The sequence below is a fragment of the Curtobacterium sp. C2H10 genome (genome assembly GCF_025407985.1).
Classification (GTDB): domain Bacteria; phylum Actinomycetota; class Actinomycetes; order Actinomycetales; family Microbacteriaceae; genus Curtobacterium.
Map to the genome: position 1 here is coordinate 55421 of NZ_JABXGF010000006.1, position 19708 is coordinate 75128.

Here is a 19708-nt window from a genome sequence, read left to right on the forward strand (position 1 = left end):
AGTCTGGGCTGCGGGGACGCCGGGCACCTGCCCAGCCGCCGCGGATACCGTCCTCACCGTGACTGCACCACGGACCGGCACCATCAGCATCCCCCGAACGTCGGGGATCGCGCCGGTCCGTGCCCGCTCCCGCTCCTGGTTCCGCGGCCTCGTGTCGAGCATCGGCACCGCCGTCGTCCGTACGCCCGAACTGACGGTCGGCGCGTTCGGCGTGATCGTCTGCGCCGCCTTCGCCTGGGTCCCGTCGCTCTGGTACGACGAGGCCGCGACGGTCACGAGCGCCCAGCGGACCTGGCCGCAGCTCTGGGCCGAGCTGCACAGCGTCGACGCCGTGCACGGGCTCTACTACTCGCTGATGCACGTCTGGTTCTGGCTCGTCGGGTACACACCGTTCACGCTGCGGTTCCCGAGCGCCCTGGCCATCGGCGTGGCCGCGGGGCTCCTCGTCGCGCTCGGGCGCCGGCTCGGCGGACTCCGCCTGGGCATCACCGCCGGGCTCGTGTTCCTCGCGCTGCCCCGCGTGCAGTGGGCCGGGTCCGAAGGTCGGCCGTACGCCACGATCACGACCCTGGCCGTCTGCCTCACCCTCGTCGGCCTGACCGCGGTCCGCCGCACCCGGACGGGTCGCAGCCTGCACTGGTGGGCGGCCTACGGGGCACTCGCACTCGTCTCGGTGACCTTCAACGTCTACCTCTCGCTCGCGGTCGTCGCGCACGCCGTGACCCTGCTGTGGACGCTGGTGGCCCGCCGCGCGGCCGTCCGTCGCGCCACGGTGTCCCGCCGCGGCCACGACCTGGGTCCGGCGCTCGTCACCCGCGGGGTCCTGGTCCGCTGGGCCGTCGCAGCCGCCTTCGCCGCCGTGGCCGTCTCGCCGCTCGTCGTCGAGGTCGCCTCGCAGTCGAAGCAGGTCGCGTGGATCGCCGGCATCGGCGAGCGCACGGGTGTGCAGGTGTTCGCCACGGCGTGGTTCGGTGGCGTCGACGTGTACGCCGCGGGCGCGTGGGCGCTCATGCTCGTCGGCACGGTGTTCGCCCTCGTCGAGGCGCACCGGCGCTCCGCCACGGTCCGGTCGCTCGTCCGAGCGCAGGCGGTCCGCGTCGCCGTGCCGCTCGTCGTCATCCCGACGGCCGCGCTCGTGCTCGCCACGGCGATGGGGAAGCACCTGTACTCCCCGAAGTACGCCACCCTCAGCCTGCCGTTCGTCGCGCTGCTCATCGCCCTCGCCCTGACGCTGGTCCGGCCGAAGGCACTGCTCGCCGCAGCCGTGGCCGCCGTCCTCGTGCTGTCGGTGCCGACGGCCGTGGCCGTGAAGGAGCCGCTCGCGAAGCAGGACTCGACCTGGGCCCGTGCCGCCTCGATCATCGCCGAGCGGAGCACGAACCGCGCCGACGCCGACGAGGGTGTCGTGTTCGGCAGCGTCTACGGGCACCCCGGCACCACCGCCGACGTCATCCGCGTCTCCTACCCGTCGGCGTTCGCGGGCATGACGGACCTCGGCGTGCGCAAGGTCGGAGCCGAGTCCGGCGTCCTGTGGAACCAGACCGGTGACCTCGAGACGACGATCCCGAGCCGCCTGGGCGACATCGACACGGTGTGGTTCGTCGGCGGGACGGTGAAGGCACGCAACATCGAGCCGGAGACCGCCGCGGTGCTCGCGGAGCACGGCTTCACGGCGAAGGAGCACTGGAAGACCGGCACGGTCGTCATCACGGAGTACGTCCGGAACTGACCGGCCGACGGGGCTCGCTGTCAGTGCAGGACGCGGGCGCCGTGCACCGGTCCGGCGGCACGCACCGCGACCATGCCGGCGGCGCTGAGCTCGACCTGCACCTCGAGCGCGGCATCGCGGTCGGCGACGAGGAACGCCACCGTCGGCCCGCTGCCCGACACCAGTCCGGCGAGGGCACCGGCCTTCTCACCGATCTCGAGCGTCGTCGCGAGCGCGGGCTGGAGGCGCATCGCCGGGGCCTGCAGGTCGTTGTGCAGGCAGTCCGCGAGCAGGTCGGGATCGCCGGCGCGGAGGGCCTGCAGCACGTTCGCCTCGACCACGGGCGTGGTGGGTGCCGGCGCGATGTCCGCACGGTACCGCTCACGGTGTTCGTCGAGCGCCCGGTACACGGCGGGCGTCGAGAGGCCGGCGTCGCTCAGGGCGAGCACCCAGTGGAACTCGCCCTTGGCCAGCGCCGGGCTCAGCTCGTCGCCGCGCCCGGTCCCGACCGCGGTCCCGCCGGCGAAGGCGAAGGGCACGTCGGCGCCGAGCTGCGCGGCGAGACGCAGCAGTTCCTCACGCCCGAGCGCGGTCCCCCACAGCGTGTCGACGGCGAGCAGGGTCGCTGCGGCGTCGGCCGATCCACCGCCCATCCCACCGGCGACCGGGACCTGCTTGTCGATGGTGAGCCGGACGCCCCCGCGGTACCCGGCGGCGTCGGCCACGAGGCGAGCGGCCCGGATCGCGAGGTTCGACTCGTCGACCGGGACAGACCGGGTGTCGATCGGCCCGGTGAAGGTCACCGAGAAGTCGTCCGCCGGCTCGGCCGAGACGTCTTCGTACAACGAGACGGCCTGGTACGCCGTCGCCACGTCGTGGTAGCCGTCGTCCTGCAGGGCCCCCACCGACAGGTAGACGTTGATCTTCCCGGGGGCGCGCGTCCGCACACGGGTCGGTGCGGCCAGCGTGGTCATGCCCCCAACCTATCCCGACGCAGCCGCGAAGCCGCGCGCGAGGTCCGCGAGGATGTCGTCCACGTGCTCGAGTCCGATGGACAGCCGGATCAACCCGTCCCCGACCCCCGCGGCCGCCCGCTCCGCCGAGGTCATCTGCACGTGGGTCGTCGACGCCGGGTGCACGACGAGCGAGCGCACGTCGCCGATGTTCGACACGTGGTCGAACAGCTCGAGCGCCGCGACGAACCGCCGCCCGGCGTCGACCCCGCCGTCGAGGTCGAACGCGAGCACCGCCGACGGACCCGCCGGCACGTACTGCTGGGCGAGTTCGTGCCACGGCGACGACGGAAGCCCGGCGTAGTGCACGCCGAGCACCTGGTCGTGCGCGTCGAGCCACGTCGCCACCGCGGCCGCGTTCGACACGTGCCGGTCCATCCGGAGCGACAGGGTCTGGATGCCCTGCAGCACGAGGAAGGCGTTGAAGGGTGCGATCGCCGGCCCGAGGTCCGCGGAGAGCTTCGAGCGGGTGCGCTGGATGAAGGCGCGCCGCCCGAACTTCGCCGCGAAGTTCGTGTTCGCGAACCCGGACTGCTCGATCGTGGCGAGCTGCGGGTACCGCTCGGCGTGCGCCGCCCAGTCGAAGTTCCCGCTGTCGACGATGAGCCCGGCGATGGCGCTGCCGTGCCCGGCGAGGTACTTCGTCGCCGAGTGCACGACGATGTCCGCACCGTGCTCGATCGGCCGGACGAGGTAGGGCGTGGCGATGGTGTTGTCGACGATGAGCGGCACGCCGTGCTCGTGCGCGACACCGGCCACCCCCGCGAAGTCGAGGACGTCGCCGCGCGGGTTCGGGATCGACTCGCCGAAGAACGCCTTCGTCTCCGGACGGACCGCCGCCGCCCACTCGTCGAGGTCGGTCGGGTCCTGCACGAACGTGAACGCGATGCCGAGGTCGCCCAGGGTGGAGGCGAAGAGCGTGTAGGTCGCGCCGTAGAGCGACGCACTCGACACGATGTGGTCTCCGGCGCGGGCCAGGCCGAGGACGGCGAGCGAGGTCGCGGCCTGCCCGGACGCGAGCGCGAGGGCGCCGACACCACCCTCGAGGTCGGCGATGCGCCGCTCGAGGGCCGCCGCCGACGGGTTGTTCACCCGCGAGTACGTGTGACCGGGCGCGTTGAGCATGAACCGGTCGGCCGCGTCCTCACCCGACGGGTACACGAACGCGGCGCTCTGCGCGATCGGCGGCACGTTGGCACCGAACCCGGGGTCCGCACGGAATCCGGCACGGATCTGCCGGGTCTCGAAGGCCCAGCCGGCCTCGGTGCCGTCGGAGGCGTCGCCCATCAGACGACCGCCCCGGACGGCGCGGCCACGGACGGCCGGACGAGCGGGATGACCTGCTCGCCGAACCGGTCCATCTCCTCGAGCTGCGGCGAGAACTGCAGCAGCAGCGTGTCCACCCCGGCGTCCTCGAACTCGCGGATCCGCGCGGCCACCTGCTCCGGCGTCCCCACGAACCCGGGGCGGAGCCCACGGTTCGACACCGAGTAGTCCTCGAGCGACGGCACGTGCTCGAGCTGCGACTTCGAGATGAAGTCCTGGTACGACTCGTAGGCCCTGCCGTGCTGCACGTCCGTGATCCGGGCGAGCTCGGCCTGTGCCTCCTCCTCCGTCTCGCGCACGATGACGTAGGCGGCCATGCCGAACGCCTCGAACGGCGGCAGGCCGGCGTCGACACGGCGCTGCTTCATCTCGGCGATCTTCGTCCGGAGCTCCTCGACGGTGCCGCCGTGGGTCACGTAGGCGTCGGCGTACCCGGTGATCGCCGCCTTGCCGGCCTCGCTCTCGCCGCCGGCGTAGATGCGCGGGGTGACCCGGGGCTTCGGCTCGAGGTGGCTGTTCTCGATGTCGTAGTACTCGCCGTGGAAGGAGTACGGCGTCTCCCGCCAGAGCCCCTTCATGATCTCGACGAACTCCGCCGTGCGCTTGTACCGGTCGTCGTGCTCCGAGAAGATGCCGCCGTACTGCTTGGCCTCTTCCGCCCACCACGCGCTCACCACGTTGAACGTGAACCGGCCGCACGAGATGTCGTCGATCGTCGCGGCCTGCTTCGCCGTCACCGCGGGCAGGTGGTACCCGGGACGCATCGCCGCCATGATCTCGAGGCGCTCGGTCGTCGCCGCGATGGCCGCGGCGAGCGACCAGGCCTCCAGCGAGGGCGCGGCCGTGCCCTTGATGTCGTTGAGGTTGAGCTCCGGCACGAGCGTCAGGTCGAAGCCGATCCGCTCGGCGCGCTGCGCCAGCCGCTTCACGTAGTCGAAGGTGACCGGCATGTTCTCGTTGTCGACGTTGCGCAGCCAGCCGCCGAAGAGCGGGGTCCAGTATCCGAATCGCACGGGGTGGGTTCCTTGGGGAGGTGGGGAGGGACGGACTGGAGGCGCGGGGCGGGCCCGCACCGCGCCTCCAGTCCGGTGGATCTTGCGTTCTCAGGCCGTGAGCTGCGCCGCGTACTGCGTCTCCAGCAGGCCACCGAGGTACCGCGCGATGGAGCGCGGGCCGGAGGCCGGCGCGGTCTCCTCGACGGCGGGGTTGTAGTTCGTGTTCGTGTTGATGTCGTAGACGACCGTGCGACCGTCCGTCGTCTCCATGAACTCGACGCCCGCGATCTGGATCCGCTGCTCTGCGAGGAACCCGCGGAGCTGCTGGACGAGCGGGTGTCCGGCGGTGACCTCCGTGCGGACGCTGAACGCCGGGGGTGCCCCGGCGGCCTCGGTGCCGGGGACGTCGCAGACCGCACCGGCGATGACCTGCGGGACCTCGCACGCGTCGGCCGGGCACAGCTCGAAGCTGCCGGCGCTCGTGTCGACGCGGACGGCGTAGACGAACTCGCCGCCGACGAACTCGACGCGCGTGATGAACGGCTCGCGGGCCGTGAGGTACTCCTGCAGCAGGGTGATGCCGTCGACGGGCTCCTCGAACTCCGGGCTGTCGACGTAGGCGTCGAACTCGGCGAGCGAGTCGAACCGGCGGACGCCGAGGCCCTTGCCGCCCTGGTTGTGCTTCGTGATGAACGGCACGTCCTGGCCGCCGGTGAAGTCGTGGGCCGCCTGCTTGAGCGTCGTGCGCCCGAAGACGGCCGTGGTGCGGGGCACGTCGAACCCGGCGTTCCGGAGCAGTCCGTGCTGGGCGACCTTCGAGACCTCGAGCTCGAGGACGTGGCTGCCGCCGACGACCGGTCGACCGGCACGCTCGAGCCAGCCGAGGACCGCGCGGGTGTACTCCTTCGAGTGCTCGTGCCCGCGCGTGTGCGAGCTCGCCGACATCCGCGACCAGTACACACCCGGTTCGGGGTCGGCTGCGAGGTCGATCTGTCCCTCGGTGAGGAGGATCTCCTCGACGGGGACCCCCTCGGCCTCGAAGGCAGCGGCGAGCGGCGGGAACCACTCGGGGTTCTCGTGGATGACGTACACGCGGGGAGTGCTCACCTCGCCACCCTAGGCACGGCCTGCCGGGAGTCGCCAGGTGTGTGACGCGGGTTTACTCCGTCAGCGGGCGAAGGTCTGCTGGCCGACGACGCCGAGGAGCTCGAGCTTCTGCGCGTCCTCGCTGCCCGTCGGTGCCGTGAAGAGCAGCAGCGCCTGCGTCTGGCTCGTCGTGTGGAGCACCTGGCAGTCCACGGTGATGCGACCGAGCTCGGGGTGGACGAACGTCTTGTGGTCCTCCCACCGGCTCGCCACCTCGTGCAGGGACCACAGCGCTCGGAAGTCCGCGCTGTTCGCCTCGAGGTCGGCGATGAGCTCCGCCGCCCGGGTGTCCGTCGGTCCCGCGGCGCCGACCGCTGCGCGGAGTGCGGCGACCTGTGCCCGGGCGAGCCGCTCGTGCTCCTCCGGCGCGTACTTCGCCCGTTCGTAGCCCGTCATGAACCAGCGCCACGGCTGGTACCGCTCGTTGCCCGGCAACCCCGTGGTCGTGCCGAGGAGCGCGGCCCCGAGCCGGTTCTCGACGAGGGTCTCCCCCAGGTCGTTCACCACGATCGCCGGGGTGTCCTCGAGGCGGTCGAGTACCCGGAGGATCGCGGGGTCGACGTGGTCGGAACGGTGGACCCGTGCGGGCGCGTTGTGCCCGGCGAGGCGGAACAGGTGGTCGCGCTCGTCGAGGCTGCAGCGGAGCGCCCGGGCGATCGCCGCCACCATCTGCTCGGACGGCTGCGGTCCGCGCTGCTGCTCGAGGCGCGTGTAGTAGTCGGCGGACATCCCCGCCAGCGCGGCGACCTCCTCGCGCCGGAGGCCCGGCGTGCGGCGGCGCTGCCCGGAGCCGAGCCCGACGTCTTCGGGGCGCAGCAGTTCGCGACGGCGGCGGAGGAAGTCGGCGAGCCCGGGGCGGTCCATGCCTTCATCGTGCACCGGGTCCGGCGACCGTGCCAGGGATCGGCGGTCCCCCGATGACGGCGCTCTGGTTCGGGCGGTCGGGCGGGTGGATCGTGGTCGTCATGGACATCACGAACTCCACCGTCTTCATCCCCGGCGCGACCTCGGGCATCGGCCTCGGGCTGGCCCAGCGCCTGCAGGCAGCGGGCAGCACCGTCGTCATCGGCGGCCGACGTCGCGCGCTGCTCGACTCGCTGCACGACGAGTACGGCTTCGGCACCGTCGAGCTCGACGTCACCGACCCAGCGTCGATCACCGCCGCGGCCGCCTCCGTCATCGATGCCTACCCGTCGCTCGACGCCCTCGTCACGATGTCGGGCATCATGCGCGCCGAGGACCTGCGATCGTCGGAGCACCTGGCCGACGCCGTCGCCACCGTCGAGACGAACCTGCTCGGCACCATCCGCCTCATCGACGCGTTCCTGCCGCACCTGCTCGGTCGTCCGGCGTCGACGATCGTCACCGTGTCGTCGGGGCTGGCGTACACACCGCTCGCCGCGACCCCGACCTACAGCGCCACGAAGGCCGCGGTGCACTCGTACACGCAGTCGCTCCGCCAGCAGCTGACCGGGTCACCCGTCTCGGTGCTCGAGCTCGTGCCGCCGGCGGTCGCCACGGACCTGATGGGCGAGGGCGTCGACTTCGGCGGGATGCCGCTGGCCTCGTTCCTCGACGAGGTGGTGTCGCTGCTGCAGGCCGGCGCCGCGCCGGAGATCCTGGTGCAGAACGTGCTGCCGCTGCGGTGGTCGGAGCGGGACGGGACGCAGCAGCAGCTCATCGAGGCGCTGGCGTCGCGTCGGCACTGACGATCGGCTCGCCGGCCTCCGCTGGCGGGTCGGCGGAGGCGCCGTCCGCCTCGCTCAGTCGGTGGCGCCGTCCGCCTCGCCGCGGGCTCCGCGCCGTCGGATCACGCCGTCGAGGAACCGGTTGACGAGTCGCCAGGCCGGCCACGCGAGGGCCCCGACCAGCGCCGTGTCGAGCGGGCGGCCGAGCGCGCGGATCACGACGTACGCGCCCGTCATCGCCAGGCCGGTCGACAGGGCGGCGTTGAGGCGGCGGGGTGTCCAGCCCTGGTTGTGGTGGTCGCTGTCGTCGACGCCGTCGCTGTCGCTGGCGCGGTCATCGTCGGGGAGGCGGTCGAACGTGATCCCCCACGCGACGAACAGCCCGCCCAGCACGACGGCCACCCACGCGGCGTCGTCGGAGGGATCCCGGAGGAGCGCGAGCACGGCGAAGACCACGATGGCGCACCCCGCGACCACTGCCGTGAGCAGGAGGACGAGTGCGGAACGGGAACGGGGTGCAGACACCCGTCGAAGCCTAGGGCCATCCGGTCGATCCGCGCGTGCCCCGTTCGGGACCCCGGTTCAGAGTGCCGCGAGCAGGTCCTGGAGCTCCGCCTTGGCGTCGGGCATGCGTTCCGGTCCGGTGAGCCGTTCCCGCTGCACGGCGATCCGGACCGTGCCCGCCCGGGAGCCGTCCTCGGTGGTGAGCAGCACCGACTCGCGATCGGGGAACGTCCACCGCGCCGACGGCCGCTTCCCGCCCCGGCGTTCCGAGGTCGGGGCGAACCCGAACGCCGCCGTGCAGACCGGCACGACCCCGTCGAGCACCGTCTCGCGCTCCCCGGGCACCTGGCGCGACGCCGACACCGCGAACGAGCCGTCCGATCGTTGCCCGGGGATCCGGAGGCCCCGCGCCTGCTCGTACCCGATCGTGACGCCCTGCGCCCACCACGGCTCGACGCCCTGTTCGACGATCCAGGCGGCGATGGCGGCGTGCCCGATCGTCCGTCCGTCGATCTCGTCGATGCGGGCGTACCAGTCGTCCGGCGTGCGACCGGTCGCCGCGAGCACGCTGTCGGCGGCCATCCCCTGCGCGTGCGATCGCACCGTCCCGTCGGTCATGCGGCCATCGTAGGGGCGGTGCGATCGCATCACGCTCGTGATCTCATGATCTCGTCAGCTCGCGGATCCGGACCGCAGTCGCCGCGCAGCATCGACGCCGTCAGGCGAGATGAGGAGCGGGAGTTCCTCGCGCGGAACGGTGCCGAACGCGACGTCGCACGTGACGAAGGCGCTGACATCGGCGGCGATCGCGGTCGCGACCTGAACCGCTCCCCGGGTGGTGAGCCCCCACGTCGACATCAGGAGCGGGAGATCGGACGCGACCTCGTCCACGCCCACCCAGTGCATCGAGATCGACCCGAGCATGCCCTGCCAAGCCGCTATGTACGAGGCCGCGGCGTCCTGGCCGATGTCGAACGCCGCGTCGAACACGTCGAGCTCGAGGAGCGTGGTGTACAGGATCTTGGTGTCGATCAGGTCGAGGCGGTCGAGGAACGCGACGGCCTCGACGTGACCCGGCTCGGAGGGGTTCAGGGCGCGCAGCATGAAACTGCTGTCGAGGAGTACCTGGTCCGGACGCGCGGTGCAGGTGGAGTAGGAGAGCACTCCGCGGTCACCGAACGCCGTCGGGCTGAGCGGCTCGAACACCGGCTCAGACCGCGGTGCGTCGGAAGTGTTCGACCGGTGCGGGCCTGACCTCACCCTGGAACGAGTTCAGCGCGCGATGCAGCCGAGCTCGACGTTCTTCCCGCGTCCCTTCGCGCGGCGGCGTTCGTGTGAGGATCGATGCCATCTCCGCCGCGGTGAACACGCGGACTCCGTGACGCACCTCTGCCGGAGCGGTGTCGGTGGCTGGCGGTCGGTACTGGACGCTCATGGTGTCTCCTTCGGTTCGTGGGCGACCGTAGGCGGGCACGGAGCCGGTCTGCAAACATGTTGGATTTCCATGACTTCGGGGCAGGTGCTCGCGCTCGACACCGCTTCCCACGAGGATGGACGGTGATGAACGACCGCCTCGCCACCGTCCAGCGCATCGTCGCCGAAGCCGGCATCGACGCGACCGCCCGGGAACTCCCCGACTCGACCCACAGCGCCGCGCAGGCGGCCGCCGCGCTCGGCACCGAACCGGGAGCGATCGCGAGCAGCCTGCTGTTCCTGGCCGACGGGGAACCCCTGCTCGCGATGACGTCCGGCCGGCACCGGGTCGACACCGACCTGCTCGCCGCCCAGATCGACGCGACCGAGCTCGCCATGGCCACCGCGAAGCAGGTCCGCGAGATCACCGGGCAGCCGATCGGCGGCGTCTCCCCCGTCGGGCACCCGGCCCCGATCCGCACGGTGGTGGACGAGGCGCTCCGCGAGTACGACACGGTCTGGTCGGCGGCCGGGACCGCGAACAGCGTGCTCCCCCTGACCTTCGAGCAGTTGCTGTCGCTGACCGGTGGGACGGTCGTCCGGGTCAACGACCACTGATGGCGGCGCGGACGCGGGTCGAGCTGGGGCGACGAGAGGACCTCGGCGCCGACTGCGCGAACTGCTTCGGCCTGTGCTGCGTCGCCCTGGCGTTCGCGAAGTCCGCGGACTTCCCGTTCGACAAGGACGCCGGCGACCCGTGCACGAACCTCGACGACGCGGACGGCTGCCGGATCCACCCGCACCTGCGTGAGCGGGGCTTCTCCGGCTGCACGGTGTTCGACTGCTCGGGGGCCGGGCAGAAGGTCTCCCGGCACACCTTCGCGGGCCGCTCGTGGCGCGACGACCCCGACACGCGGCGGTCCATGTTCGCCACGTTCCCGGTCGTCCGACGACTCCACGACCTCCTGCGGTACCTCGACGAGGCGATCACCCTCGTGCGAGCGACACACGACGAGACCTCCTGGGTCGCGGCCTTCGAGCACGTCCGTCTGCTGAGCGACGGGACGCCGGAGGACCTCACCACCCTCGACGTCGACGCGGAGTACGACCGTACCCGTCCGCTCTTGCTCGAGGCGAGCGCGATCGCACGTCGGCAGGGTCCGATCGGTGCCCACGCCCAGCGGGTCGGTCCGGGGACGGACCTCGTCGGCGCGGACCTGCGCGGGGCCGACCTGCGTGGGGCGACGCTGCGGGGGGCGCTCGCCATCGCGGCGGACCTGCGGGGCACCCGGTTGGACCGTTGCGATCTGCTCGGCGTGGACCTCCGCGACGCGGACCTGCGCGGCACCGATCTCCGTGGCGCGGTGTTCCTCACGCAGATGCAGGTCAACGCGGCGCGGGGCGACGCGGCCACGGTCCTACCGGAGGGGTTCCAGCGCCCCGGGCACTGGAGCACGACGGCGGACGCGGCCGCCGGGGTCACTCCGCCGCGGCGAGGACCGTCCGGCCGAGGCGCACGAAGTCGTCGGCGCTGAGCATCTCGCCCCGAGCCGTCGGGTCGACCCCACCGGCCGTGAGGAGTTCCGACGCCCGGGCACTGCTGCCGAGGACGCCGGAGAGGCTCTGGCGGAGCATCTTCCGCCGCTGCTGGAACGCCCCGTCGACGAGCGCGAAGACCTGCGCCCGCAGTGCTTCGTCCCCGGGCGGGTCGTGCCGGTCGAACCCGACGAGCACGCTGTCGACGTTCGGCACCGGCCAGAACACCTGCCGGCTGACCTGTCCGGCGATCGACCACGACCCGTACCAGGCGGCCTTCACGCTCGGCGCCCCGTAGACCTTGCTGCCGGGGCCCGCGGCGATGCGGTAGCCGACCTCGGCCTGCACCATGACGAGCGCCCGTTCGATCGACGGGAAGGTCGCCAGCAGGTGGAGCAGCACCGGGACGGAGACGTTGTAGGGCAGGTTCGCGACGACGTGCGTGGGCGCCTCGGGCAGGTCCGTCGCGGCGACGGTGAGGGCGTCCTGGTGGATGACCTCGAGCCGGGCTGCCGGTTGCATCGTGGCGACCGTGGTCGGCAGCTGGGCGGCGAGTCGGCCGTCGATCTCCACCGCGGTGACGGACGCGCCCGTCTCGGTCAACCCGAGCGTCAGCGAGCCGAGACCGGGACCGATCTCGAGCACCTTCGAGTCGGCGGTGACCCGACCGGACGCCACGATGCGACGGACCGTGTTCGCGTCGTGCACGAAGTTCTGGCCGAGCTTCTTCGTCGGCGTGACGTCGAGCTGGGCCGCGAGGTCCCGGATCTCCGCCGGGCCGAGGAGCGATGCCACTACTGCTCCACCGTCACGGGCTCGGCGTCCCACGCGCCGTAGACGAGCTCGGTGTTCGAGGCGATCTGCGCCGCGAGCATCGAGGCGTCGGTCCCGAGGGTGTCGGCCATCGACCGGAGGGTGAGCGGGATGAGGTACGGCGCGTTCGGGCGACCGCGGAACGGCGTCGGCGTGAGGTACGGGGCGTCGGTCTCGACCATGATCAGGTGACGGGGTGCGACCTCGAGCGCGGCGCGCAGGGGGGCCGCGTTCTTGAACGTCACGGTGCCGGCGAACGACATGTACCAGCCGCGCTCCGCGCAGAGCCGGGCGAGGTCGGGACCGCCGGAGAAGCAGTGGAACACGGTCTTCTCGGGAGCGCCGACACGGTCGAGGACCTCGACCACGGCGTCGTGCGCGTCGCGGTCGTGGATCGTCAGCGCGAGGTCGTGCGCCTTCGCGATGCGGATGTGCTCCTCGAACGAGCGGACCTGGGCGTCGCGGCCGTCCTCGCCGGTGCGGAAGAAGTCGAGACCGGTCTCACCGATCGCCCGGACCCGGGGCAGCGCCGCGAGCCGTTCGATGCCGGCGAGGTGCTCGTCGAGCAGACCCTGTTCCTGCAGCGACGGCGCCTCGTTCGGGTGCAGCGCCACCGCGGCGAGGACCCGCGGCTCACGTGCAGCGATGGCCGCCGACCACTCCGAGGTGGCCAGGTCGGTGCCGACCTGCACGACCCCGCGGACGCCGACGCTCGACGCGCGGTCGAGGTGTTCCCGGTAGTCGAGCGCGCCGTCGCCGCCGTCGGCGATCTCCATGTGGGTGTGGTTGTCGTAGACCGGGACGACGAGCGCCTCGGGCAGGGGCGGGTAGGTCAGGTCCCGCTTGGACCCGTCGCCGTCACCACGGGCGCGGAGGTGGGCGTCGGTCACGCTGCGCCCTGCTCCGACTGCTCGATGCGCGGGAACAACCCGGACTCGAGCGGGACCACGGTCGAGGCACCCTGCCACTCCCACGCACGGTCCACCCGCTGCTCGGCGATCGATCCGCCGGCACCGATCGAGGCCCAGAGCTTCTCGGTCGCCTTCGGCATGACCGGCGAGAGCAGGACGGCGACGGTGCCGAGCCCACGGAGCGCGGTGGCCAGGACGGTGCCGAGCCGCTCGCGCTGCGCGTCGTCCTTCGCCAGCGCCCACGGCTGCTGCTCGGTGATGTACCCGTTCAGCGCGTCGACGAGCTCCCACACCGCGGCGATGGCCTCGTGCGGAGCGAACGCGGCGATGGCGGCGTCGGCGCGCTCGGTGACGGAGACCGCGAGCGCGTCGATCGCTTCGTCGGACGAGGTCAGCGACCCACGCTCGGGCACCGCACCGTCGAAGTACTTCTGCAGCATCGCGACGAGTCGGGAGGCGAGGTTGCCGAAGCCGTTCGCGAGCTCGGCCTGGTAGCGGGCGGAGATGTCCTCCCAGCTGAAGTTGCCGTCCTGCCCGAAGGTGATGGCACGGAGGAAGTAGTAGCGGAAGGCGTCGGACCCGAACGTGTCGGTGATCTCCGACGGCGCGATCCCGGTCAGCTTCGACTTCGACATCTTCTCGCCGCCGACGAGCAGCCAGCCGTGGCCGAACACGCGCTCGGGGACGGGCAGCCCGGCGGCCATGAGCATCGCCGGCCAGATCACCGCGTGGAACCGGGCGATGTCCTTGCCGACGATGTGCACGCTCGGCCAGAGGCGCTGGAAGGCCTCGTCGTCGTCGGTGCCGTACCCGAGCGCCGTGACGTAGTTGAGCAGGGCGTCGAACCACACGTAGAGGACGTGGTCGTGGTCCCAGGGGATCTGGATGCCCCAGTCGAAGCTCGACCGCGAGATCGACAGGTCGCGCAGACCCTGCTTGACGAACGAGATGATCTCGTTGCGGACGCTCTCCGGCTGGATGAACAGCGGGTTCGACTCGTACAGGTCGAGCAGGCGCTGCTCGAAGTCGGACATCCGGAAGAAGTAGTTGCGCTCGGACAGCACCTCGACCGGGATCGAGTGGATCGCGCAGACCTGCTGCCCCTCGTACGCACCGGTGCCGGGGACGAGGTCGCTCGGCTGCTTGTACTCCTCGCAGCCCACGCAGTAGAAGCCCTCGAACTCGCCCGCGTAGATGTAGCCGTCGTCGTACAGCTTCTGCAGGAACGCCGTCACACCGCGCTCGTGGCGCTCGTCCGTGGTGCGGATGAAGTCGTCGTTCGCCACGTCGACGGTGTCGAGGAGCGGCTTCCACGCCTCGGTCACGAGCCGGTCGGCCCATTCCTTGGGCGTGACGTCGTTGGCCGAGGCCGTCCGCAGGATCTTCTGCCCGTGCTCGTCGGTGCCGGTGAGCAGCCACGTGTCGTCGCCGCGCTGCCGGTGCCAGCGCGCGAGGACGTCCGCGGCCACCTCGGTGTAGGCGTGCCCGATGTGGGGCACGTCGTTCACGTAGAAGATCGGCGTGGTGATGCTGAACGAGGACCCGTCGGACATGCGGACCATCCTACGGGCGGGCGGGAGCCGCATGACGCGCCCCGCGCGCCACCTGTGGAGAACCGGACGGGAGGCGCGGTGCGCGTCCGGAGCCGCGCCTCCAGTCCGGTGACGCTCGCGTCTACCGCGCCGCCAGCGCGCCCTCGTAGAGGTCGCGCTTCGACAGCCCCGTCGCGTCGGCGACGGCCGCGGCCGCCTCCTTCATGCGCGACCCGGCGGCCACCCGCTCCAGCACGAGCCGGACCCCGTCCTCGATCGTCGTGTCGTCGAGCGCACCGGTCGACCCCTCGACGACCACGCAGATCTCGCCGCGTACCCCGTCGGCTGCCCACGCCGCGAGCTCCACGAGGGACCCGCGCCGGACCTCCTCGTGCAGCTTCGTGAGCTCGCGGCAGACGACCGCGCGCCGGTCGTCCCCGAAGCCCGCGGCCATGTCCGCGAGCGTGTCACCCAACCGGTGCGGCGACTCGAAGAACACCATCGTCCGCTGCTCCCCGGCGAGCGACGCGAAGAGCCGCCGACGTTCCCCGCCCTTCCGCGTCGGGAACCCCTCGAAGCTGAAGCGGTCGGTCGGCAGCCCCGACACGGCGAGCGCCATGAGCACCGCCGAGGGGCCCGGCAGCGCGGTGACCGTGACCCCGGCGGCCGCGGCGGCCTCGACGAGGGGGAAGCCCGGGTCGCTGATCGCGGGCATGCCGGCGTCGGTGAGGACGACGACGTCCTCGTCCCGCGCGAGCTCGACGACCTCGGCCGCCTTCGCCCGTTCGTTGTGCTCGTGCAGGGCGATGAGGCGCGGGCGGTTCTCGATGCCGAGCGCCCGCATGAGGTGGATCGCGGTGCGGGTGTCCTCGGCGGCGACCACACTCGCGTTCGAGAGGGTCTCGACCAACCTCCGGGAGGCGTCTCCGAGGTTGCCGATGGGCGTTGCTGCGAGCACGATCACGGGACCATTGTGGTCGCCTGTGCGCGGCTGCGGGGACATGGCGGCGATCCGTAGGATGCTCTCCGATGACCAGCGAGCTGACCGACGACCGCACCGCCGTCCCCGACGGGCCGGTCGGCTCCCGTCTCGACGACTGGTGGGGGCGCACACTCTCCACCGCCAGGCGCGTCGCCGTCTGGCGCTGGGCCGGGCCCCTGGCCGTCACGCTGCTGGCCGCGGTGCTGCGGCTCGTCGCCCTCGGACACCCGCACTCGCTCGTGTTCGACGAGACGTACTACGTCAAGGACGGCTGGTCGATCGTGCACCTCGGGTACGAGGGCACCTGGCCGGGCAACCCCGCCGACAGCTCCCAGCCGACGACGGACCAGCGGTTCGCGTCCGGTGAGACCTCGCTGTTCACCAGCGCTGCGGAGTTCATCGCGCACCCGCCGCTCGGCAAGTACCTCATCGGCCTCGGGATGCTCCTGTTCGGCGCGGACAACTCGTTCGGCTGGCGGTTCGCCGTGGCGGTGCTCGGCATCGCGACCGTGTTCCTCACGGCGGTCATCGCCCGGTCGCTCTTCCGCTCGACGCTGGTCGGCACCCTCGCCGGCTTCCTGCTGGCGATCGACGGGCAGGCGATCGTGCTGTCCCGTGTGAGCCTGCTCGACGGGATCCTGACGTTCTTCGTGGTGCTCGGCTTCGGCGCGCTGCTGCTCGACCGTCGCTGGACGTCCAGGCGGCTCGACGCCTGGGTCGCCCGGCGCACGGCAGCCGGCCGAGACACGCTCTGGGGACCGGTGCTCTGGTGGCGTCCGTGGCTGATCGCGATGGGGGTGGCGCTCGGACTCGCGACCGCGACGAAGTGGTCCGGCATGTACTTCCTCGCGTTCTTCGCGGTGTACTCCGTGCTGACCGACATGATGCTGCGGAAGCGGGCCGGCATCGAGTTCTGGTCCTCGAGCGCCTGGCTGCAGCAGGGGCCGGCGTCGTTCCTGCTCACGGTGCCGATCGCGGCGGTCACCTACGTCGCGTCGTGGACCGGGTGGTTCGTGTCGAAGGACGGCTGGGACCGCGACTGGATCGCCACGGGCGGGCAGCGCTGGACCGGCGTGCTGTCGTGGGTGCCGGACAGCCTGCAGAACTGGTGGCACTACCAGTCCGAGATCTACGGCTTCAACATCGGCCTGCACACCCCGCACTCGTACCAGGCGAACCCACTGCTCTGGCTGCTCATGCAGCGGCCCACGTCGATGTACTACGTCGGCACGAACGCCGGCCAGGACGGCTGCACGGCGACCCGCTGCGGGGAGGCCATCACCGGCATCGCGAACCCGTTCATCTGGTACGCCGCGGTCATCGCGACCGTGGCGCTGCTGGTGCTCTGGATCCTGCGCCGCCGGTGGGAGTACGCCTTCGTCCTGATGGGCGTCGCGGCGGGGTACCTGCCGTGGCTGCTCTACGTGAACCGAACGGTGTTCCAGTTCTACACGGTCTCGTTCGAGCCCTTCATGGTGATGGCGCTCGCCGCGGCGATCGGGTTGGTGCTCGGGTCACGGGACGATCCCCGGCCACGCCGGACCCGAGCGGTCGTCTGGGTCGGCGTGTACCTCGGGGTCGTGGTGCTCGCGTCGGCGTACTGGTTCCCGATGTGGACCGGCATGCAGATGCCGTGGGACTTCGTCCGGTCGCACTACTGGGTGCCGAGCTGGTTGTAGTGCTCGGCCGCCGCGGTGCCGGGACTGCGACGTGCGCGGCGTCAGGACTGCGCGTGCAGCGCTCGCTCGATCGATTCGCGGTCGAGCGGGTCGCCGAGCATGGGCGCTTCCCGTTCGCCTGGTAGCACGCCCTCGATGAGGACCTCGGCGTAGCGGCGCCACGCGTTCGGGTCGTGCGCGCGGGTGGTGTCCGCGACGGCGCCGACCATCGAGGTGAGCATCGGCAGGTCGCGGTAGTCGAACCCGACCCGCACGACGCCGGCGTCCCGCGCACGGCGGATGATCTCGGAGACCTGGGTCTCGAGTCGATCGCGTTCCTGCACGATCGACGGACGCGACTTGCCGGCACGCACGATGGCGTCGGCGAGGGCCCGGTCGCGTGCACGGAACTCGAACACGCCCATCAGGTACACCCGCAGGGACTCGCGCGGATCGGACTCGTCCGCCGCACGTGCCGCGGCGTCGTTCATCGCCTCGAACTTGGTGGCGAGCAGCGCCTCGATCAGGGAGTCCTTGTCGGCGAAGCGTCGGTAGACCGTCCCGACGCCGACCCCGGCCTCGTGCGCGATGTCGTTCAGCGTGACCGACAACCCGCGTTCCGCGAAGCACTTGCGTGCCGTCTGCAGGATCAGCTCGCGGTTGCGTGCTGCGTCGGCGCGGAGGGGGCGCTCGAGGTCGGTGGTGCTCACGGCCTCGACGCTAGTTGAACTTTCTGGGAATAAGCGGATGCGGACCTTCCGTTTCGGTCTACACTGGTCACAAGCGGATGCATCGCATCCGCTTCACCCCTCCCTCTCCCGGAGCGCCCGACGGCGCGTGCTCCACCATCCCTCCACCTTCTCGAAGGAGGCTGCCGTGACGGCAGAACAGACCGTGCCGACCCCCACGGGGACCGCACCCACGACTTCCGGCTCCACGCCCGACAAGAGCAACCACCGTTGGATCGCCCTGGCGGTCATCGCCCTCGCGCAGCTGATGGTCGTGCTCGACGCGACGATCGTCAACATCGCACTGCCCTCGGCCCAGGCCGACCTCGACTTCGGCACCGACCAGCGCCAGTGGATCGTCACGGCGTACTCGCTCGCGTTCGGGTCGCTGCTGCTCCTCGGCGGGCGGCTCGGCGACCTCTTCGGCCGGAAGAACACCTTCATCATCGGGCTCGTCGGCTTCGCCGTGGCGTCCGTGCTCGGCGGCCTGGCGGACTCGTTCGGCCTGCTCGTCGCCGCTCGTGCACTGCAGGGCGTGTTCGGCGCGCTCCTCGCCCCCTCCGCGCTGGGCATGCTGACGACGACCTTCCGCGACCCGAAGGAACGCGGCCGTGCGTTCGGCATCTTCGGGTCGATCGCCGGCTCGGGTGCCGCGATCGGCCTGCTCCTCGGCGGCGTGCTCACCGAGTACGCGTCGTGGCGCTGGTGCCTCTACGTGAACGTCGTGTTCGCGGTGCTCGGCGTGATCGGCGCCCTGGTGTTCATGGCGAAGCCGCCGAAGGTCGAGCGCCCGCGCATCGACGTCGCCGGTGTCCTCACGATCACTGCCGGCCTGGTCGGCGTCGTCTACGGCTTCTCCAACGCCGAGACCAACGGCTGGGACTCCCCGGTCACGATCGTCATGCTCGCCGCGGGCGTGGTGCTCATCGCGGCGTTCGTCTTCATCGAGACCCGCGTCGCGCACCCGCTGCTGCCGCTCCGGGTCGTGCTCGACCGTGACCGCGGTGGCTCGTTCATCGCGATCGGCCTGGTGGCGATCGGCATGTTCGGTATCTTCCTGTTCCTGACCTACTACCTCGAGCAGACCCTCGGGTTCAGCTCGCTGCAGACGGGTCTGGCGTTCCTGCCGATGCCCCTCTCGATCATGATCTCGGCGACGCAGATCGGCGGTCGCCTGCTCCCCCGCGTCGGGCCGAAGGTGCTCATCTTCGCCGGTGGTCTCGTCGCGTCGATCGGTCTGCTGCTGCTCCTCCGCACGGACCTCGACAGCTCCTACGCGGGCACCGTCCTGCCGGCGCTCATCGTGATCGGCCTCGGCATGGGCACGATCTTCTCGTCCGCGATGAACACCGCGACGACCGGGGTCGCCCGTGCCGACGCGGGCGTGGCCTCGGCGACGGTGAACACGATGCAGCAGATCGGCGGCTCGATCGGTACCGCGCTCCTGTCGACGATCTTCGCGGACGTCGTGGCGAACAGCCTCTCCGGGCTCTCCGCGGCGCCGACGAAGCTCCAGCAGGCGCAGGCCGTGCTCGACGGGTACCACGTGGCGTTCGGCATCTCGGCGGGCGTGCTCGTCCTGGTCGCCCTGGCCGGTGGGCTCCTCATCAACCGCCAGTCGGTGCGGCTCGCGAAGCTCGAGCACGCCAGCGCGGCGACGACGGGCAGCATCCCGACCGCGGCGCACTGACCCGTCCCGCTCGTCACGAACGGCCCGTCCCGGTTCTCCGGGGCGGGCCGTTCGTCGCTCGCGGG

Annotated in this window: 20 protein-coding genes; 6 read left to right on the forward strand and 14 right to left on the reverse strand. The window is 71.5% G+C overall.

From position 1 onward, the window contains the following. Nucleotides 1-58 precede the first annotated feature (58 nt). Complete coding sequence (locus HWD93_RS04975) at nt 59-1729, forward strand: hypothetical protein (RefSeq protein ID WP_071296059.1); 1671 nt, start codon at nt 59-61, stop codon at nt 1727-1729. Between the two features lie 20 nt (nt 1730-1749). Here the strand turns inward: HWD93_RS04975 and HWD93_RS04980 are convergent, their stop codons facing one another. The 5 genes from HWD93_RS04980 to HWD93_RS05000 all read right to left on the reverse strand — a co-directional run bounded on the left by HWD93_RS04980 (nt 1750) and on the right by HWD93_RS05000 (nt 7052). Further along, nucleotides 1750-2682 (reverse strand): 4-(cytidine 5'-diphospho)-2-C-methyl-D-erythritol kinase, encoded by a 933-nt coding sequence (locus tag HWD93_RS04980; protein WP_070418109.1) that lies wholly within the window; start codon nt 2680-2682, stop codon nt 1750-1752. A gap of 9 nt (nt 2683-2691) precedes the next feature. After that, nucleotides 2692-4008 carry an O-acetylhomoserine aminocarboxypropyltransferase/cysteine synthase family protein gene (locus tag HWD93_RS04985; protein WP_261646205.1) on the reverse strand — a complete coding sequence of 439 codons (1317 nt, stop codon included), beginning with the start codon at nt 4006-4008 and terminating at the stop codon, nt 2692-2694. After that, on the reverse strand, nt 4008-5060 hold the full coding sequence (locus tag HWD93_RS04990) for an LLM class flavin-dependent oxidoreductase (protein ID WP_261646206.1): 1053 nt from the start codon (nt 5058-5060) through the stop codon (nt 4008-4010). Before HWD93_RS04990 ends, HWD93_RS04985 begins: the two co-directional genes overlap by 1 nt. Before the next feature lie 90 nt (nt 5061-5150). Beyond that, a complete protein-coding gene (locus tag HWD93_RS04995; RefSeq protein ID WP_261646207.1) occupies nt 5151-6149 on the reverse strand; it encodes an alpha-L-glutamate ligase in 999 nt (332 codons plus the stop codon). Between the two features lie 60 nt (nt 6150-6209). Further along, nucleotides 6210-7052: a helix-turn-helix transcriptional regulator gene (locus HWD93_RS05000; protein ID WP_071296062.1), complete on the reverse strand. Its 843-nt coding sequence runs from the start codon at nt 7050-7052 to the stop codon at nt 6210-6212. Between the two features lie 53 nt (nt 7053-7105). Here HWD93_RS05000 and HWD93_RS05005 point away from each other — a divergent pair, with 53 nt between their 5' ends. Further along, complete coding sequence (locus HWD93_RS05005) at nt 7106-7897, forward strand: SDR family oxidoreductase (protein ID WP_261646208.1); 792 nt, start codon at nt 7106-7108, stop codon at nt 7895-7897. Nucleotides 7898-7951: 54 nt separating this feature from the next. On the opposite strand, the gene HWD93_RS05010 is transcribed toward HWD93_RS05005, so the two are convergent. The 4 genes from HWD93_RS05010 to HWD93_RS05025 are packed head-to-tail and all read right to left on the reverse strand — an operon-like array spanning nt 7952 to nt 9815. Continuing rightward, nucleotides 7952-8401, reverse strand: a complete 450-nt coding sequence (locus HWD93_RS05010) for a hypothetical protein (RefSeq protein WP_261646209.1) — start codon at nt 8399-8401, stop codon at nt 7952-7954. 57 nt (nt 8402-8458) lie between these two features. Then, nucleotides 8459-8998, reverse strand: coding sequence for a DUF4287 domain-containing protein (locus HWD93_RS05015; RefSeq protein ID WP_261646210.1), 540 nt, complete (start codon nt 8996-8998; stop codon nt 8459-8461). A 54-nt stretch (nt 8999-9052) separates the two neighbouring features. Further along, the gene (locus tag HWD93_RS05020) at nt 9053-9586 is read right to left on the reverse strand and encodes a hypothetical protein (protein ID WP_261646211.1); all 534 of its coding nucleotides are present in this window, start codon (nt 9584-9586) and stop codon (nt 9053-9055) included. Between the two features lie 4 nt (nt 9587-9590). After that, the gene (locus HWD93_RS05025) at nt 9591-9815 is read right to left on the reverse strand and encodes a hypothetical protein (protein ID WP_139219788.1); all 225 of its coding nucleotides are present in this window, start codon (nt 9813-9815) and stop codon (nt 9591-9593) included. 125 nt (nt 9816-9940) lie between these two features. Here HWD93_RS05025 and HWD93_RS05030 point away from each other — a divergent pair, with 125 nt between their 5' ends. Together HWD93_RS05030 and HWD93_RS05035 are read left to right on the forward strand one after the other, a co-directional pair. Next, nucleotides 9941-10411, forward strand: coding sequence for a YbaK/EbsC family protein (locus HWD93_RS05030; protein ID WP_261646212.1), 471 nt, complete (start codon nt 9941-9943; stop codon nt 10409-10411). After that, entirely contained in the window at nt 10411-11328 is a 918-nt protein-coding gene (locus HWD93_RS05035; RefSeq protein WP_261646213.1) for a pentapeptide repeat-containing protein, read from the forward strand. The genes HWD93_RS05030 and HWD93_RS05035 overlap by 1 nt, the downstream gene beginning before the upstream one ends. Here HWD93_RS05035 and rsmA read toward each other — a convergent pair. The 4 genes from rsmA to rsmI all read right to left on the reverse strand — a co-directional run bounded on the left by rsmA (nt 11273) and on the right by rsmI (nt 15549). Continuing rightward, a complete protein-coding gene (gene rsmA / locus HWD93_RS05040; RefSeq protein WP_070418099.1) occupies nt 11273-12124 on the reverse strand; it encodes a 16S rRNA (adenine(1518)-N(6)/adenine(1519)-N(6))-dimethyltransferase RsmA in 852 nt (283 codons plus the stop codon). The two genes, HWD93_RS05035 and rsmA, sit on opposite strands and share 56 nt — an antisense overlap. After that, nucleotides 12124-13032: a TatD family hydrolase gene (locus HWD93_RS05045; protein ID WP_261646214.1), complete on the reverse strand. Its 909-nt coding sequence runs from the start codon at nt 13030-13032 to the stop codon at nt 12124-12126. Before HWD93_RS05045 ends, rsmA begins: the two co-directional genes overlap by 1 nt. Next, a complete protein-coding gene (metG, locus tag HWD93_RS05050) occupies nt 13029-14606 on the reverse strand; it encodes a methionine--tRNA ligase (protein ID WP_092385954.1) in 1578 nt (525 codons plus the stop codon). Before metG ends, HWD93_RS05045 begins: the two co-directional genes overlap by 4 nt. A 121-nt stretch (nt 14607-14727) precedes the next feature. Beyond that, nucleotides 14728-15549, reverse strand: a complete 822-nt coding sequence (rsmI, locus tag HWD93_RS05055) for a 16S rRNA (cytidine(1402)-2'-O)-methyltransferase (protein ID WP_261646215.1) — start codon at nt 15547-15549, stop codon at nt 14728-14730. A gap of 65 nt (nt 15550-15614) precedes the next feature. Between rsmI and HWD93_RS05060 the strand changes: the two genes are divergently transcribed. Continuing rightward, nucleotides 15615-17246: a dolichyl-phosphate-mannose--protein mannosyltransferase gene (locus HWD93_RS05060; RefSeq protein ID WP_261646216.1), complete on the forward strand. Its 1632-nt coding sequence runs from the start codon at nt 15615-15617 to the stop codon at nt 17244-17246. A 41-nt stretch (nt 17247-17287) separates the two neighbouring features. On the opposite strand, the gene HWD93_RS05065 is transcribed toward HWD93_RS05060, so the two are convergent. Next, the gene (locus HWD93_RS05065) at nt 17288-17935 is read right to left on the reverse strand and encodes a TetR/AcrR family transcriptional regulator (protein ID WP_071296070.1); all 648 of its coding nucleotides are present in this window, start codon (nt 17933-17935) and stop codon (nt 17288-17290) included. Between the two features lie 166 nt (nt 17936-18101). On the opposite strand from HWD93_RS05065, the gene HWD93_RS05070 reads away from it, so the two are divergent. Further along, complete coding sequence (locus tag HWD93_RS05070) at nt 18102-19643, forward strand: MFS transporter (protein ID WP_071302831.1); 1542 nt, start codon at nt 18102-18104, stop codon at nt 19641-19643. Nucleotides 19644-19708 lie beyond the last annotated feature (65 nt).

Coding starts and splice junctions, on each gene's coding strand:
- HWD93_RS04980 (WP_070418109.1), bottom strand. CDS start 2,682: ATGACCACGCTGGCCGCACCGACCCGTGTGCGGACGCGCGCCCCCGGG.
- HWD93_RS04985 (WP_261646205.1), bottom strand. CDS start 4,008: ATGGGCGACGCCTCCGACGGCACCGAGGCCGGCTGGGCCTTCGAGACC.
- HWD93_RS05000 (WP_071296062.1), bottom strand. CDS start 7,052: ATGGACCGCCCCGGGCTCGCCGACTTCCTCCGCCGCCGTCGCGAACTG.
- HWD93_RS05005 (WP_261646208.1), top strand. CDS start 7,106: ATGACGGCGCTCTGGTTCGGGCGGTCGGGCGGGTGGATCGTGGTCGTC.
- HWD93_RS05015 (WP_261646210.1), bottom strand. CDS start 8,998: ATGACCGACGGGACGGTGCGATCGCACGCGCAGGGGATGGCCGCCGAC.
- HWD93_RS05025 (WP_139219788.1), bottom strand. CDS start 9,815: ATGAGCGTCCAGTACCGACCGCCAGCCACCGACACCGCTCCGGCAGAG.
- HWD93_RS05030 (WP_261646212.1), top strand. CDS start 9,941: ATGAACGACCGCCTCGCCACCGTCCAGCGCATCGTCGCCGAAGCCGGC.
- HWD93_RS05035 (WP_261646213.1), top strand. CDS start 10,411: ATGGCGGCGCGGACGCGGGTCGAGCTGGGGCGACGAGAGGACCTCGGC.
- metG (WP_092385954.1), bottom strand. CDS start 14,606: ATGTCCGACGGGTCCTCGTTCAGCATCACCACGCCGATCTTCTACGTG.
- HWD93_RS05060 (WP_261646216.1), top strand. CDS start 15,615: ATGACCAGCGAGCTGACCGACGACCGCACCGCCGTCCCCGACGGGCCG.